The following is a 16095-nucleotide window of genomic DNA, read 5'->3' on the forward strand; positions in this document are numbered from 1 at the left end:
GATCTGTGTAAGCACTATCCGGCAACCAACATCTAACGCACTTCCAGCGGCCAGTGGACATAGCTTTGCCACTGGCTTTCCTGATCGATTAACTCTTTACCCAGCGGATGATGTTCCAGCCAGCCTTCTGGTAGAGTGACCGTCAGGTGCTCGTTTCTTGCATCCAGTTGTATTTCCGGCACAAGATCGTCACGGCGACGACTGGCGAAGATGATCGCCAGGCGTAGCAAACGACAAAGATGCTCCGCGATGCGCGGCGGCACTGCGTTTTGCTGGTGGAGTGAAGAGAGATCGACGGGATTGGTCTGGTTGAGTAACAGCGTCGCTAGCAGTTTCTTTTGCGCAGGGGTAAAACCCGGGAGATCGAGATTGCGCACCAGATAAGCGGCATGCTGTGGTGCCTGTTTAAAATCAACGCTTAGGCCAATTTCATGCAGCTGACAGGCACTAATCAGTAGTTCGCGGCTAATCGGTTCAAGATGCCACTTTTTTTCTACCTGATCGAGAAATTTAGTCGCTAAATTGGCAACGCGATGTGCTTGCTCTGTATCGACCATAAAGCGGCGCTGGATATTGCGTAATGTGCGGCTACGAATATCCTGATCCACCGCCAGATGCAGCATACCGTAGACCAGACCTTCACGTAATGCGCCGCCGGCCAGGGTCATGCATTGAATGTTCAGTTCGGTGAAAATAGCAATCAGAATGGCCAGCCCGCTGGGGAAAACCAGCGCACGTTCCAGCGTTAACCCTTCGATTTCGAGCTCTTCCAGACGACCGCAGTGAATGGCACGCTGCTTAAGCTGCTGAAGTTTGGCCAGCGTAATGCGCTCATCCATGCCCTGCGCCATCATGATTTCCTGCAACGCCTGGACGGTGCCAGAGGCACCAACGCAAACTTTCCAGCCATGAAAACGCAGTTTGTCGGCGACCGGGCGCAGAACTTCGCGAGCGGCTTTCTCGGCCTCGTCAAAGTTTTCCTGTGCCAGATTACGATCGGTAAAATAGCGTTCGAGCCAGGTGACGCAGCCCATTGACAGGCTGAACAGGGAAGTGGTTTGCGCGCCAGAACCGGTAACCAACTCTGTGCTGGCCCCGCCAATGTCGACGACCAGACGCTGATCTGCGCCGCCGGTAGTGTGGGCCACACCTTGATAAATCAGGCGCGCTTCTTCTTCACCGCTAATCACCTGGACAGGGCAGCCGAGGATCTCTTGCGCTTTAGCAATAAACACATCGGCATTTACGGCGATGCGTAATGTTGCCGTGGCGACCACGCGGATTTGTGGATGCGGAATATCCTGCAGACGTTCTGCAAACAGGCGCAAACATTGCCAGCCGCGCTCCATCGCTTCAACAGAGAGCTCGTTGTCACCGTTGAGTCCAGCAGCCAGACGCACTTTGCGTTTGATACGAGTGAGCGTCTGGATGCTTCCTGCCACCTCGCGTACAACCAGCATATGAAAACTATTTGAGCCGAGATCGATTGCCGCATACAGCGAAGTAGAATTCATACACTTCATCCTTCAACCTGTATCTGTGTTGGCTGCGTTCTCTCACCCGAATCACTTACTAAAGTAGGTTCATCAGGATTCGTTTTCTTGCCGCCTTGATACAGGCTGAATGATTTTGTGTATGGCATAACTTTTCTTAACCTGAACGACGACGATTACGCGGAGCACCACCGGTACGGCGTGGGCCATTGCCTGTGCGCGGGCGCGTTAAGCGCAACGGCTTCGGCAGATCGGTCATCAGCGCATCCGGGTTATATTTGCTGACCGGAATCGAGTGGCCGATATAGGTCTCGATTGCGGGTAAATTCAGCGCGTACTCTTCACAAGCGAGGCTGATAGAGTGACCGCTTGCACCAGCACGACCGGTACGACCGATACGGTGAACGTAATCTTCACAGTCATCCGGCAGGTCATAGTTAAATACGTGCGTTACGGCTGGGATATGCAGACCACGTGCAGCAACATCCGTCGCAACGAGAATGTCGATATCGCCACGGGTGAATTCATCGAGGATTCGCAGACGTTTTTTCTGCGCCACGTCACCGGTCAGCAGACCGACACGATGGCCGTCTGCAGCAAGGCTGCCCCAGATATCTTCACAACGATGCTTGGTGTTAGCAAAAACAATGGCGCGATCTGGCCACTCTTCTTCAATCAGCGTTTGCAGTAAACGCATTTTCTCTTCGTTGGAGGGGTAGAAGAGCTCTTCTTTAATGCGATGGCCAGTTTTCTGTTCCGGTTCGACTTCAACGTACTCAGCGTTATTCATTTGTTCGAACGCCAGTTCGCGAACGCGGTAAGAGAGGGTTGCAGAAAACAGCATATTCAGACGTTGGGTGGTTGGCGGCATACGACGGAACAGCCAACGGATATCTTTAATAAAGCCCAGATCGTACATACGATCGGCTTCATCCAGCACCACGACCTGAATCGCGCCCAGATTAATGTGGTTCTGTTTTGCATAGTCGATGAGACGACCGGTCGTGCCGATAAGAATATCGACGCCGCTTTCCAGCACTTTCAGCTGCTTATCGTAACCGTCGCCGCCATACGCCAGGCCTAATTTCAGACCAGTGGTCTGTGCCAGCGGCTCGGCATCGGCGTGGATCTGCACGGCTAACTCACGCGTTGGCGCCATAATTAACGCACGCGGTTGGTTCACCTTGCGATCGGCAATCGCGGGATGAGAGAGAAGATAATGAAACGTTGACGTCAGGAACGCCATCGTTTTTCCGGTACCGGTTTGCGCCTGCCCGGCAACATCACGACCAGCCAGCGTTAGCGGCAGCGCGAGGGCCTGAATGGGCGTACAGTTATGAAAGCCTTTGTTTTCAAGGGCTTCTATCACCTTTGGGTGCAGGGCGAAGTCGGAAAACTTCTGTTCTGTTAAATGTGTTTTGCTCATAGTGTGGTAGAATATCAGCTTACTATTGCTTTACGAAAGCGTATCCGGTGAAATAAAGTCAACCTTTAGTTGGTTAATGCTACATCAACACGTCGTTGATTAATGCTACACCAATGCACCAGGCTTATTCCTGTGGAGTTATTATGAGCGATAAAATTATTCACCTGACTGACGACAGTTTTGACACGGATGTACTCAAAGCGGACGGAGCAATCCTCGTTGATTTCTGGGCAGAGTGGTGCGGTCCGTGCAAAATGATCGCTCCGATTCTGGATGAAATCGCTGACGAATATCAGGGCAAACTGACGGTTGCTAAATTGAACATTGACCAAAACCCAGGCACCGCGCCGAAGTATGGTATCCGTGGCATCCCGACCCTGTTGCTGTTTAAAAACGGCGAAGTTGCGGCGACAAAAGTCGGCGCGCTGTCCAAAGGTCAGTTGAAAGAATTCCTCGACGCTAATTTAGCGTAAGGAAGTCTCATGATCGGGCGACCATACTTCGAAATGATTCGGATGACTGGACGCCCGACTTGAGTCGTGCTAAGTTAGTGTTGACTTCGTATTAAACATACCTTATTAAGTTTGAATCTAGTTATATCCAATACTTCCCGTTGTTTCTCGCGCGAGAAGTGGACAGATTCCTGGCTTGTCACTCAATCCGTCTTGTCGTTTCAGTTCTGCGTACTTTCCTGTGACCAGACAGCGAACAGACATGAGTTGATGGCCGTAAACAGGCATGGATGACCCTGCCATACCATTCACAACATTAAGTTCGAGATTTACCCCAAGTTTAAGAACTCACACCATTATGAATCTTACCGAATTAAAGAATACGCCGGTTTCTGAGCTGATCACTCTCGGCGAAAATATGGGCCTTGAAAACCTGGCTCGTATGCGCAAGCAGGACATTATTTTTGCCATCCTGAAGCAGCACGCAAAGAGTGGCGAAGATATCTTTGGTGACGGTGTGCTGGAGATATTGCAGGATGGATTTGGTTTCCTCCGCTCTGCAGACAGCTCCTACCTCGCCGGTCCTGATGACATCTACGTTTCTCCCAGCCAAATCCGCCGTTTCAACCTCCGCACTGGTGATACCATTTCTGGTAAGATTCGCCCGCCGAAAGAAGGTGAACGCTACTTTGCGCTGTTGAAAGTTAACGAAGTTAACTACGACAAACCAGAAAACGCCCGTAACAAAATCCTCTTTGAGAACTTAACGCCGCTGCACGCAAACTCTCGTCTGCGTATGGAGCGTGGTAACGGTTCTACTGAAGATTTAACGGCACGTGTACTGGATTTGGCATCGCCGATCGGTCGTGGCCAACGTGGTCTGATTGTTGCTCCGCCGAAAGCGGGTAAAACCATGCTGCTGCAGAACATCGCGCAGAGCATTGCATACAATCATCCTGACTGCGTGTTGATGGTGCTGCTGATTGACGAACGTCCGGAAGAAGTTACCGAGATGCAGCGTCTGGTGAAAGGTGAAGTGGTTGCGTCTACCTTTGACGAACCTGCCTCCCGCCACGTTCAGGTTGCGGAAATGGTTATCGAGAAGGCGAAACGTCTGGTTGAACACAAGAAAGACGTTATCATTCTGCTTGACTCCATCACCCGTCTGGCACGTGCATATAACACCGTGGTTCCTGCTTCCGGTAAAGTACTGACCGGTGGTGTGGACGCCAACGCCCTGCATCGTCCGAAGCGTTTCTTTGGTGCTGCACGTAACGTGGAAGAGGGCGGTAGCCTGACCATCATCGCGACTGCGCTGATTGATACCGGCTCTAAAATGGATGAAGTTATCTACGAAGAGTTTAAAGGTACCGGCAACATGGAACTGCATCTCTCCCGTAAGATTGCTGAAAAACGCGTCTTCCCGGCTATCGACTACAACCGTTCCGGTACCCGTAAAGAAGAGCTGCTCACTACCCAGGAAGAGCTGCAGAAAATGTGGATCCTGCGCAAAATCATCCATCCTATGGGTGAAATCGACGCCATGGAGTTCCTCATTAACAAGCTGGCGATGACCAAGACCAATGACGACTTCTTCGATATGATGAAGCGTTCCTGATTCGGGCATCATCTGAAAACGCCACGTTTTTACGTGGCGTTTTGCTTTTACGATTCATCCTAATGTTTGGTCAGATAAAATTGTCATTATTATCGGCGTCATGGATTGTCACAATGTGCGGCATGACCGACAAGAGGTAGGAAGTGTAATGTTTTAGCTGCTCTCTTCAAGGGGGCGTCTTAACGCATTATACTTTAAGGAAATGATATATGCTGAGAACACATACACTGTGAATCTACTCGCTGCTTTCTCTGAGCTAGTTAGTATTTTTTTATTCACAACCATTTTTATTTTTTTGGCACGAAAAGTAGCCATAAAAATAGGTTTAGTGGATAAGCCAAACTTCCGCAAACGTCACCAAGGGATTATTCCGTTAGTGGGCGGGATTTCTGTGTTTGCCGGAATCAATTTCATGTTTGGCCTTTCGGATTATTACATTCCCCATGCCTCTTTATACCTCTTCTGTGCAGGTGTGCTGGTGTTTGTTGGCGCGCTTGACGATCGTTTTGACATCAGCGTAAAAATACGAGCAGTCGTTCAGGCGGCGATTGCTATTGTGATGATGGTAAAAGGTGAGCTTTATCTAAGTAGCCTGGGATATATTTTTGGCCCGTGGGAGTTGTTGTTGGGTCCCTTTGGTTATTTTCTCACCCTTTTTGCCGTCTGGGCGGCGATTAACGCCTTTAATATGGTTGATGGCATTGATGGCTTGTTAGGCGGGCTATCCAGCGTCTCATTCGCAGCGATGGGGTTTATCCTGTGGTTCGATGGCCAGACAAGCCTGGCAATCTGGTGTTTTGCCATGATCGCCGCCATTCTGCCTTACATCCTACTGAACCTGGGGATTCTCGGACGCCGCTATAAAGTCTTTATGGGCGATGCGGGGAGTACGCTGATTGGCTTTACGGTAATCTGGATCCTGCTGGAGACCACTCAAGGTAAAACGCATCCTATTAGCCCGGTCACGGCTCTGTGGATTATCGCCATTCCGTTAATGGATATGGTGGCGATCATGTATCGTCGTTTACGTAAAGGCATGAGTCCTTTCTCTGCAGATCGCCAGCATATTCATCATTTAGTGATGCGCGCCGGGTTTACTTCCAGACAGGCATTTGTTCTGATCACGTTGGCTGCAGCGATTCTGGCCTCTATCGGTGCACTGGCTGAATATTTTCGTTTAGTCCCTGAATGGGCCATGTTGGTGCTCTTTTTACTGGCATTCGGTCTTTACGGTTACTGTATTAAGCGAGCATGGAAGGTGGCGAGATTTATTAAGCGAGTTAAGCGCAGACTACGAAGGCACCGCGAAGGCAAACCAAACTTAACCAAGTAAATTGAGGATGCGATGACACAACCATTACCGGGGGAACACGCCGTGAGCGCAGAAAATGAACTGGATATCCGTGGGTTGTTTCGTGCCTTATGGGCAGGGAAAGTGTGGATTGTCGGCATGGCTCTCGCCTTCGCGTTAGTCGCTCTCGCCTATACGTTCTTTGCTCGTCAGGAGTGGAGTGCGACGGCGATTTCAGACAGGCCCACGGTCAATATGTTGGGCGGTTATTACTCTCAGCAGCAATTCTTGCGTAACCTGGACATCAAGGCCAGTCTTGCATCAGCGGATCAACCGTCAGTGATGGATGAAGCCTATAAAGAATTTATTATGCAGCTTGCCTCATGGGATACGCGCCGTGAATTCTGGCAGCAGACTGATTACTACAAGCAACGTATGGTGGGTAATAGCAAAGCCGATGCGGCGATGCTGGATGAACTGATCAATAACATTCAGTTTATGCCTGGCGATGCGGTTCGTAATACCAATGACAGCGTGAAGCTGATTGCTGAGACGGCACCTGATGCCAACAATCTGTTGCGTCAGTACGTTGCGTTTGCCAGTCAGCGTGCTGCGCGTCATTTGAACGACGAGTTAAAGGGAGCCTGGGCTGCGCGCACCGTGCAGATGAAGGCACAGGTAAAACGCCAGGAAGAAGTGGCGAAATCGATTTTCTCTCGCCGAGTCCACAACATTGAGCAGGCACTCAAAATTGCTGAACAGCATAATATTTCGCGTACTTCCACTGACGTTCCGGCTGAAGAATTACCTGATTCAGAACTGTTTTTGCTTGGACGCCCTATGCTGCAGGCGCGACTCGAAAACCTGCAATCTGTTGGTCCCGATTTCGATCTGGACTACTTCCAAAACCGAGCCATGCTTAACACACTGAACGTTGGGCCAACTCTGGATCCGCGTTTTCAGACCTATCGTTATTTGCGTACGCCGGAGGAACCGGTAAAACGTGACAGCCCTCGTCGTGCCTTCCTGATGATTATGTGGGGCATCGTTGGGGCTCTGATCGGTGCTGGTGTCGCGTTAACCCGCCGCCGCACGATTTAGCAATATCGTTGCAGTGAGGGGCTGGGCCCTCACTGCCAATCCGAAGAGAATCGATGTGAAAGTACTGACTGTATTTGGCACGCGACCAGAGGCCATAAAAATGGCACCTCTGGTTCATGCGTTGGCAAAAGATCCTGATTTTGAGGCAAAAGTTTGCGTCACGGCGCAGCATCGCGAGATGCTCGATCAGGTGTTGAACCTTTTTTCCATTGTACCTGACTACGATCTCAATATTATGCAGCCAGGTCAGGGACTAACAGAAATTACCTGCCGAATACTGGAAGGATTAAAGCCTATTCTGGCTGACTTTAAACCCGACGTTGTGTTGGTTCACGGCGATACCACGACCACCATTGCCACTAGCCTGGCCGCGTTCTATCAGCGTATTCCGGTAGGGCATGTGGAGGCGGGTTTACGTACAGGCGATCTCTACTCTCCCTGGCCGGAAGAGGCGAACCGTACGCTGACCGGGCATTTGGCGATGTATCATTTTGCGCCAACAGAAAACTCGCGCCAAAACCTGCTACGGGAAAATATTTCTGATAGCCGTATCTTCGTTACAGGTAATACGGTTATTGATTCGTTGATCTGGGTTCGTGACCGTGTACTGGGAAATGAGGTGCTGCGTACCGATCTGGCAGAACGTTATCCTTTCCTGGCTGTTGATAAAAAGATGATACTGGTGACCGGTCATCGTCGTGAAAGCTTCGGTCGCGGTTTTGAACGCATATGCCACGCGCTGGCGGAAATTGCTGCGGCCAATCAGAACGTACAGATTGTCTATCCGGTGCACCTGAATCCTAACGTTAGCGAACCGGTGAATCGCATTCTGGGTCACGTTGAAAACGTCATCCTGATTGAACCGCAGGATTACATGCCGTTTGTCTGGCTGATGAATCATGCCTGGCTGATCCTGACCGACTCCGGTGGGATTCAGGAAGAAGCCCCATCTTTGGGGAAACCGGTACTGGTGATGCGCGAAACGACGGAACGTCCGGAAGCGATTACTGCAGGTACAGTACGTCTGGTAGGGACAGACCCGCAGCGTATTGTCGAAGAAGTCACGCGTTTGCTGCATGACGATAATGAATATCAGACCATGAGCCGCGCCCATAATCCGTATGGTGACGGGCAGGCATGTGGCCGCATTTTACACGCGTTAAAAAATAATCGGATATCGCTATGAGTTTTACGACCATTTCTGTCATTGGGCTGGGTTATATCGGACTGCCGACGGCGGCTGCCTTTGCTTCCCGTCAAAAGCATGTGATTGGCGTAGATGTAAATCAACACGCGGTGGATACCATTAATCGCGGTGAAATTCATATCGTTGAGCCAGATTTGGGCGCCGTGGTGAAAACGGCGGTCGAAAATGGATTTCTGCGTGCGACCACAACCCCTGTAGATGCGGATGCCTTTCTGATTGCTGTGCCTACTCCGTTTAAGGGGGAGCACGAACCCGATATGGTTTATGTGGAAGCCGCAACCAAGTCTCTTGCTCCGGTGCTGAAAAAAGGCGCGTTGGTGATCCTTGAATCGACGTCGCCTGTCGGGGCTACCGAACAGATGGCCACATGGCTGGCTGAAATGCGTCCTGATTTGACTTTCCCGCAGCAGGTCGGTGAACAGGCTGACGTTAACATTGCTTATTGTCCAGAACGCGTGCTGCCGGGCCAGGTGATGGTTGAACTGATTAAAAACGACCGCGTGATTGGGGGAATGACCTCCGTCTGTTCCGCGCGTGCTAGCGAACTGTACAACATTTTCCTTGAGGGTGAATGTGTCGTGACCAACGCCCGCACTGCGGAAATGTGCAAGCTGACTGAAAATAGTTTCCGCGACGTCAATATCGCCTTCGCTAATGAGTTGTCGCTGATTTGCGCCGATCAGGGGATCAACGTCTGGGAACTGATTCGCCTGGCAAATCGCCATCCGCGCGTGAATATTTTGCAACCGGGTCCGGGTGTTGGCGGGCACTGTATCGCGGTTGATCCGTGGTTTATCGTGGCGCAGAACCCGCAGCAGGCGAAATTGATTCGCACCGCGCGTGAGGTAAACGACGGTAAGCCTCATTGGGTGGTCGATCGGGTAAAAGCTGCCGTGGCCGACTGTCTGGCGGATACCAATAAACGGGCCAGCGAAGTGAAAATTGCCTGTTTTGGTCTGGCATTTAAACCGAATATCGATGATTTACGTGAAAGCCCGGCGATGGGAATTGCGCAAAGTATCGCGCATTGGCACAAAGGCGAAACATTGGTGGTGGAACCGAATATCCATCAACTGCCGAAAAAACTGGACGGTCTGTGCCAACTGGCAACGCTGGACGATGCCCTGGGAAGTGCCGATGTACTGGTCTTGCTTGTCGACCACAATGAATTTAAAGCCATTAAAGGCGATGCGGTTCACCAGCAATATGTCGTTGATACCAAAGGGGTCTGGCGGTGAAAATCCGCGCCAGTATTGAACCGCTTAGCTGGGAAAATACGTTCTTTGGCGTGCATAGCGCCATTGTACGTTTTGACCAACACGCGTCGGTTCTGACTGCGGATGCGTTGCAGCCCTGGTCGCGGGTACAGGCAAAAATACCTGCCGCCAATACCCAAGAATTAGATGCCCTGCAACAGCTGGGCTTCTCACTGGTTGAAGGTGAAGTGGATTTTGTGCTGCCAGTGACGTGTGCACATGGTGACCCCGGTGCGCAGGTCGCACAAACTACGGATATCCCTGCATTACGCCATCTGGCAGGACAGGCGTTCGCGCAAAGTCGTTTTCGCCCCCCGTGGTATGCCGCAGATGCCAGCGCGCGTTTTTATGCGCAGTGGATTGAAAACGCGGTGCTGGGGACGTTCGATCATCAATGCCTCGTTTTTCGTACACCAACAGGTGAGATTCGTGGCTATGTCTCGCTGCGTGAACTGAATGCGACCGAGGCGCGAATTGGCCTGCTAGCCGGGCGTGGGGCGGGAGCAGAACTGATGCAGGCCGCGCTTTGCTGGGCGCAGGCTCACGGTAAAACAGCACTGCGTGTGGCGACCCAAATGGGCAATACCGCCGCGCTTAAACGTTATATACACAGTGGTGCGAATGTGGAAAGCACCGCGTATTGGTTATACAGGTGACACGATGATTCCATTTAACGCACCGCCGGTGGTGGGCACTGAACTCGATTACATGCAGGCTGCGATGAACAGCGGCAAACTGTGTGGCGACGGCGGTTTTACCCGTCGCTGCCAGCAGTGGCTGGAACAGCATTTTGGCAGCGAGAAAGTATTGCTGACGCCTTCCTGCACCGCATCGCTTGAGATGGCGGCATTGCTGCTGGATATCCAGCCTGGCGATGAAGTCATTATGCCAAGCTATACGTTTGTCTCCACGGCCAATGCTTTCGTGCTGCGAGGCGCGAAAATTGTCTTTGTTGATATCCGCCCGGATACCATGAACATTGACGAAACGCTGATTGAAGCGGCGATCACCGACAAAACCCGCGCGATTGTGCCGGTGCATTACGCGGGTGTGGCCTGCGAAATGGATACTATTATGGCGCTGGCGACCAAACATAACCTGTTTGTGGTGGAAGATGCGGCCCAGGGCGTTATGTCGACTTACAAAGGTCGGGCGCTGGGGACGATTGGTCACATCGGTTGCTTTAGCTTTCATGAGACCAAAAACTATACTGCAGGTGGTGAAGGCGGCGCGACGCTGATTAATGATAAAAAATTAGTCGAACGTGCAGAGATCATCCGTGAAAAAGGGACAAACCGCAGCCAGTTTTTCCGTGGCCAGGTAGATAAATATACCTGGCGTGATATCGGCTCCAGCTATTTGATGTCCGATCTACAGGCCGCTTATCTGTGGGCGCAACTGGAAGCAGCGGACCGCATTAACCAGCAGCGTCTGACTCTGTGGCAGAACTACTATGATGCTCTTGAACCGCTGGCGCGTACCGGACGTATCGAGCTGCCTTCTGTACCGGACGGCTGCGTGCAAAACGCCCATATGTTTTACATCAAGCTGCGCGATATCGACGATCGCACGGCGTTGATTAACTTCCTGAAAGAAGCTGAAATTATGGCGGTGTTCCACTATATCCCGCTGCATGATTGCCCGGCTGGCGACAAATTCGGCGTATTTGCCGGTGTTGATCGTTACACCACCAAAGAGAGCGAGCGTTTGCTGCGTTTACCGCTGTTCTACAACCTGTCGCCGGTCAACCAGCGAACGGTAATTTCGACCTTACTCAACTACTTCGCCTGAAATGTCGCTTGCTAAAGCGTCCTTATGGACGGCAGCCAGTACGCTGGTAAAAATTGGTGCGGGTTTGCTGGTCGTGAAGCTGCTGGCGGTGTCGTTTGGCCCGGCAGGCGTGGGGCAGGCGGGTAACTTCCGCCAGATGGTCACCGTGCTTGGTGTCCTGGCGGGGGCCGGCATTTTCAACGGCGTCACGAAATATGTTGCGCAGCACCATGACGATCCGAACCAGCTCCGCAAGGTCGTCGGTACATCTTCCGCGATGGTGCTGGGATTCTCTACGCTGATGGCGGTGATTTTTCTGCTGGCGGCCGCACCAATCAGTCAGGGATTGTTTGGTCATACTCATTATCAGGGGCTGGTAAGACTGGTTGCGCTGGTGCAGATGGGCATTGCCTGGGCGAATCTGCTGTTGGCGTTGATGAAGGGTTTTCGCGATGCGGCGGGTAACGCGCTGTCGCTGATTGTGGGTAGCCTAGTGGGCGTAGTGGCTTATTATGGCTGTTATCGCCTGGGAGGGTATGAAGGCGCTTTGCTGGGTCTGGCGTTAGTGCCCGCGTTGGTCGTTATCCCCGTCGCTATTATGCTGATTAAGCGTGGGGCGATTCCGCTGCATTACCTGAAACCCTCGTGGGATAACGGTCTGGCTGGACAGCTAAGCAAGTTTACGCTGATGGCGCTGATTACCTCCGTAACGTTGCCTGTGGCATACGTGATGATGCGAAACCTGCTGGCGGCGCAGTACAGTTGGGATGATGTGGGGATTTGGCAGGGGGTAAGCAGTATCTCTGATGCTTATCTGCAATTCATTACCGCTTCATTCAGCGTTTACTTGCTGCCGACGTTGTCGCGACTTACTGAAAAGCGCGACATTACGCGCGAGGTGGTTAAGTCGCTGAAGTTCGTGTTACCAGCAGTTGCCGCTGCGAGCTTTACCGTTTGGCTACTGCGTGACTTTGCTATCTGGCTGCTTTTCTCCGCAAAATTCACCGCCATGCGCGATCTGTTTGCCTGGCAACTGGTTGGCGATGTACTAAAAGTTGGGGCGTATGTCTTTGGGTATCTGGTGATCGCGAAAGCGTCACTGCGGTTTTATATTTTGGCTGAAATTAGCCAGTTCATGTTATTGACGGTGTTTGCTCACTGGCTGATCCCTGCACATGGTGCGCTGGGAGCGGCACAGGCTTATATGGCAACGTACATCGTCTATTTTTCTCTTTGTTGTGGCGTGTTTTTACTCTGGCGTAGGCGGGCATGACTGTACTGATTCACGTTCTGGGATCGGATATCCCTCACCATAACCAAACCGTGCTGCGGTTTTTCAACGACTCGCTTGCCGCGACGAGCGAGCACGCGCGCACGTTTATGGTTGCCGGTCAGGATGCGGGATTCAGTGAGAGCTGCCCGGCGTTATCGCTGAGTTTCTACAGCGGGAAAAAAGCGTTAGCCGAAGCAGTTATTGCGAAAGCAAAAGCGAATCGCCAACAGCGATTCTTCTTCCACGGTCAGTTCAACACCAGCCTGTGGTTGGCGCTGCTGAGCGGGGGAATTAAACCGACGCAGTTTTACTGGCATATCTGGGGTGCTGATTTATACGAAGTCTCCAGTGGGCTGAAATTCCGCCTGTTTTACCCGATTCGCCGCATGGCGCAGAACCGCGTGGGCTGCGTGTTTGCCACGCGGGGCGATTTACGTTATTTCGCCGAGCAACATCCGCATGTACGGGGTGAGTTGCTCTATTTCCCAACGCGAATGGATCCTTCACTCAATAACATGAGCAATGATTGTCAGCGCAGCGGCAAGATGACGGTGCTGGTTGGCAACTCTGGCGATCGCAGCAATGAGCATGTTGCCGCGCTGCGTGCTGTCCATCAGCAGTTCGGCGACACGGTGAACGTGATTGTACCGATGGGTTACCCCGCCAATAATGATGCCTATATCGATGAGGTTCGCCAGGCCGGTATGGCATTATTTAGCGCTGATAATCTGCAGATTTTAAGTGAAAAGCTGGAATTTGATGCCTATCTAACATTATTGCGGCAATGCGATTTGGGTTACTTTATTTTTGCCCGACAGCAGGGGATCGGTACCCTGTGTTTGCTGATCCAGGCGGGTATCCCGTGCGTGCTCAACCGTGAAAATCCCTTCTGGCAGGATATGGTGGAACAGAATCTTCCGGTGTTATTTACCACGGATGATCTCAATGAAGGCGTCGTACGTGAAGCGCAGCGCCAGTTGGCATCGGTAGATAAAAACACGATTACCTTCTTTAGCCCGAATTATCTGCAGCCGTGGTATAACGCGCTGCGCATTGCTTCAGGAGAAACCGTATGAGCCTGATGCAATTCAGCGGTCTGCTGGTAGTCTGGCTGCTCTCCACCTTATTTATCGCCACGCTGACCTGGTTTGAGTTCCGCCGCGTACGTTTTAACTTCAATGTTTTCTTCTCATTGCTGTTCTTGCTGACGTTCTTCTTCGGATTCCCGTTAACCAGCATCCTGGTGTTCCGCTTTGATGTGGCAGTGGCTCCGCCGGAGATCCTGCTGCAGGCCTTGCTGTCAGCAGCCTGTTTCTATGCCGTCTACTACGTGACGTATAAAACGCGATTGCGTAAGCGAGTAGAGGGTAAGCCGCGCAGGCCGCTGTTTACCATCAATCGCGTTGAAGCCCATTTGACCTGGGTTATCCTGATGGCGATTGCGCTGGTGAGCGTGGGCGTCTTCTTTATGCACAACGGATTCCTGCTGTTCAGACTGCAATCCTATAGCCAGATTTTTTCCAGCGAAGTCTCTGGGGTCGCTCTGAAGCGTTTCTTCTACTTCTTCATTCCGGCCATGCTGGTGGTTTATTTCCTGCGTCAGGACAGCAAAGCGTGGTTGTTCTTCCTGGTGAGTACCGTCGCGTTTGGTTTGCTGACCTATATGATTGTGGGTGGGACGCGCGCCAATATCATTATCGCGTTTGCCATCTTCTTGTTTATCGGCATTATTCGCGGCTGGATTTCGCTGTGGATGTTGGTCGCAGCAGGCGTGCTGGGTATTGTCGGGATGTTCTGGCTGGCGTTGAAGCGCTACGGAATGAGCGTTAGCGGCGATGAGGCGTTCTATACGTTCCTGTACCTTACGCGCGACACCTTCTCGCCGTGGGAGAACCTGGCGCTGTTGCTGCAGAATTACCACAATATTGAGTTCCAGGGGCTGGCGCCGATTGTTCGTGACTTCTATGTCTTTATCCCTTCCTGGCTGTGGCCTGGGCGGCCGAGTATTGTACTCAACTCAGCGAACTACTTTACCTGGGAAGTGTTGAACAACCACTCGGGACTGGCGATTTCGCCGACGTTAATTGGTTCGCTGGTGGTGATGGGCGGGGCGCTTTTTATACCGTTAGGCGCGATTGTTGTTGGACTCATTATCAAGTGGTTCGACTGGCTGTATGAGCTAGGTAACCAAGAAACCAATCGCTATAAGGCGGCGATTTTGCACAGTTTCTGTTTTGGCGCCATTTTCAATATGATCGTGTTGGCACGTGAAGGGCTGGATTCGTTTGTCTCGCGAGTGGTCTTTTTCCTCGTGATTTTTGGCGTTTGCCTACTGATGGCAAAACTGCTGTTTTGGCTATTCGATAGCGCAGGACTCATCCATAAACGAATCAAGTCGCTGCCCCGGACACAAATTGAAGGATCGTAATGACAGATAACACAACTGCGCCGCTGTATTCGCTGCGCGGATTACAACTGATTGGCTGGCGCGATATGCAACATGCGCTGAATTACCTGTTTGCCGAAGGACATCTCAGGTCAGGAACGCTGGTGGCTATCAACGCTGAGAAAATGCTGACAGCAGAAGATAATCCTGAAGTGAGGGAGCTGATCAACGCCGCGGAGTTCAAATATGCGGATGGGATTAGCGTGGTGCGTTCGGTGCGCAAAAAATTCCCGCAGGCGCAGGTTTCACGTGTGGCCGGTGCTGATCTTTGGGAAGCGCTGATGGCGCGAGCTGGGCAAAACGGAACGCCTGTTTTCCTGGTTGGTGGCAAGCCTGAAGTTCTGGCGCAAACAGAAGCAAAACTACGTGCACAGTGGCGTGTGAACATTGTGGGTAGCCAGGATGGTTATTTTACCCCAGAGCAGCGTCAGGCGTTATTTGAGCGTATTCACGCCAGCGGCGCGCAAATTGTGACGGTGGCGATGGGTTCGCCGAAACAAGAGATCTTTATGCGTGATTGCCGCAAGACTCACCCTGACGCGCTGTATATGGGCGTGGGTGGCACCTACGACGTCTTTACCGGTCACGTTAAGCGTGCGCCTAAAATCTGGCAAAATCTGGGGCTGGAGTGGCTGTATCGCTTATTGTCGCAACCGAGCCGTATTACTCGACAACTTCGCTTATTACGCTATCTCCGCTGGCACTATACCGGCAACCTCTGACGCCCTCTCTCCTCTGATAAGTAGCGTGATCTGCTAATTA

Annotated in this window: 15 protein-coding genes; 13 read left to right on the forward strand and 2 right to left on the reverse strand. The window is 51.8% G+C overall.

Going from position 1 to position 16095, the window contains the following annotated elements; translation table 11 throughout:
• Nucleotides 1-32 precede the first annotated feature (32 nt).
• Nucleotides 33-1514, reverse strand: a complete 1482-nt coding sequence (gppA, locus tag WC1_RS01120; RefSeq protein ID WP_003844615.1) for a guanosine-5'-triphosphate,3'-diphosphate diphosphatase — start codon at nt 1512-1514, stop codon at nt 33-35.
• Nucleotides 1515-1650: 136 nt separating this feature from the next.
• A complete protein-coding gene (rhlB, locus tag WC1_RS01115) occupies nt 1651-2919 on the reverse strand; it encodes an ATP-dependent RNA helicase RhlB (protein WP_003017994.1) in 1269 nt (422 codons plus the stop codon).
• Nucleotides 2920-3062: 143 nt separating this feature from the next.
• Between rhlB and trxA the strand changes: the two genes are divergently transcribed.
• The 13 genes from trxA (at nt 3063) to wecG (ending at nt 16055) form a co-directional block, all read left to right on the forward strand.
• Nucleotides 3063-3392 carry a thioredoxin TrxA gene (gene trxA, locus WC1_RS01110; RefSeq protein ID WP_001280776.1) on the forward strand — a complete coding sequence of 110 codons (330 nt, stop codon included), beginning with the start codon at nt 3063-3065 and terminating at the stop codon, nt 3390-3392.
• 130 nt (nt 3393-3522) lie between these two features.
• Nucleotides 3523-3642 (forward strand): rho operon leader peptide, encoded by a 120-nt coding sequence (locus WC1_RS24285; protein WP_049259789.1) that lies wholly within the window; start codon nt 3523-3525, stop codon nt 3640-3642.
• Nucleotides 3643-3729: 87 nt separating this feature from the next.
• Nucleotides 3730-4989, forward strand: coding sequence for a transcription termination factor Rho (gene rho / locus WC1_RS01105; protein ID WP_002437993.1), 1260 nt, complete (start codon nt 3730-3732; stop codon nt 4987-4989).
• 202 nt (nt 4990-5191) lie between these two features.
• Complete coding sequence (gene wecA, locus WC1_RS01100; protein ID WP_176602770.1) at nt 5192-6322, forward strand: UDP-N-acetylglucosamine--undecaprenyl-phosphate N-acetylglucosaminephosphotransferase; 1131 nt, start codon at nt 5192-5194, stop codon at nt 6320-6322.
• A 12-nt stretch (nt 6323-6334) separates the two neighbouring features.
• A complete protein-coding gene (gene wzzE / locus WC1_RS01095) occupies nt 6335-7381 on the forward strand; it encodes an ECA polysaccharide chain length modulation protein (RefSeq protein WP_003844617.1) in 1047 nt (348 codons plus the stop codon).
• Nucleotides 7382-7436: 55 nt separating this feature from the next.
• Nucleotides 7437-8567: a non-hydrolyzing UDP-N-acetylglucosamine 2-epimerase gene (gene wecB / locus WC1_RS01090; protein ID WP_032948215.1), complete on the forward strand. Its 1131-nt coding sequence runs from the start codon at nt 7437-7439 to the stop codon at nt 8565-8567.
• Nucleotides 8564-9826, forward strand: a complete 1263-nt coding sequence (wecC, locus tag WC1_RS01085) for a UDP-N-acetyl-D-mannosamine dehydrogenase (protein WP_016151230.1) — start codon at nt 8564-8566, stop codon at nt 9824-9826. The genes wecB and wecC overlap by 4 nt, the downstream gene beginning before the upstream one ends.
• Nucleotides 9823-10500: a dTDP-4-amino-4,6-dideoxy-D-galactose acyltransferase gene (rffC, locus tag WC1_RS01080; protein WP_016151231.1), complete on the forward strand. Its 678-nt coding sequence runs from the start codon at nt 9823-9825 to the stop codon at nt 10498-10500. The genes wecC and rffC overlap by 4 nt, the downstream gene beginning before the upstream one ends.
• A gap of 4 nt (nt 10501-10504) precedes the next feature.
• A complete protein-coding gene (gene rffA / locus WC1_RS01075; protein ID WP_016151232.1) occupies nt 10505-11635 on the forward strand; it encodes a dTDP-4-amino-4,6-dideoxygalactose transaminase in 1131 nt (376 codons plus the stop codon).
• A 1-nt stretch (nt 11636) separates the two neighbouring features.
• On the forward strand, nt 11637-12887 hold the full coding sequence (gene wzxE, locus WC1_RS01070; RefSeq protein ID WP_016151233.1) for a lipid III flippase WzxE: 1251 nt from the start codon (nt 11637-11639) through the stop codon (nt 12885-12887).
• Entirely contained in the window at nt 12884-13963 is a 1080-nt protein-coding gene (locus tag WC1_RS01065; protein WP_003841197.1) for a TDP-N-acetylfucosamine:lipid II N-acetylfucosaminyltransferase, read from the forward strand. The genes wzxE and WC1_RS01065 overlap by 4 nt, the downstream gene beginning before the upstream one ends.
• On the forward strand, nt 13960-15315 hold the full coding sequence (gene wzyE, locus WC1_RS01060; RefSeq protein WP_003017967.1) for an ECA oligosaccharide polymerase: 1356 nt from the start codon (nt 13960-13962) through the stop codon (nt 15313-15315). The genes WC1_RS01065 and wzyE overlap by 4 nt, the downstream gene beginning before the upstream one ends.
• Nucleotides 15315-16055, forward strand: a complete 741-nt coding sequence (gene wecG, locus WC1_RS01055; protein WP_003017964.1) for a lipopolysaccharide N-acetylmannosaminouronosyltransferase — start codon at nt 15315-15317, stop codon at nt 16053-16055. Before wzyE ends, wecG begins: the two co-directional genes overlap by 1 nt.
• Nucleotides 16056-16095: the final 40 nt, after the last annotated feature.

Origin of the sequence: Citrobacter sp. KTE30, assembly GCF_000398825.1 — a bacterium.
Lineage (GTDB): Bacteria > Pseudomonadota > Gammaproteobacteria > Enterobacterales > Enterobacteriaceae > Citrobacter > Citrobacter freundii.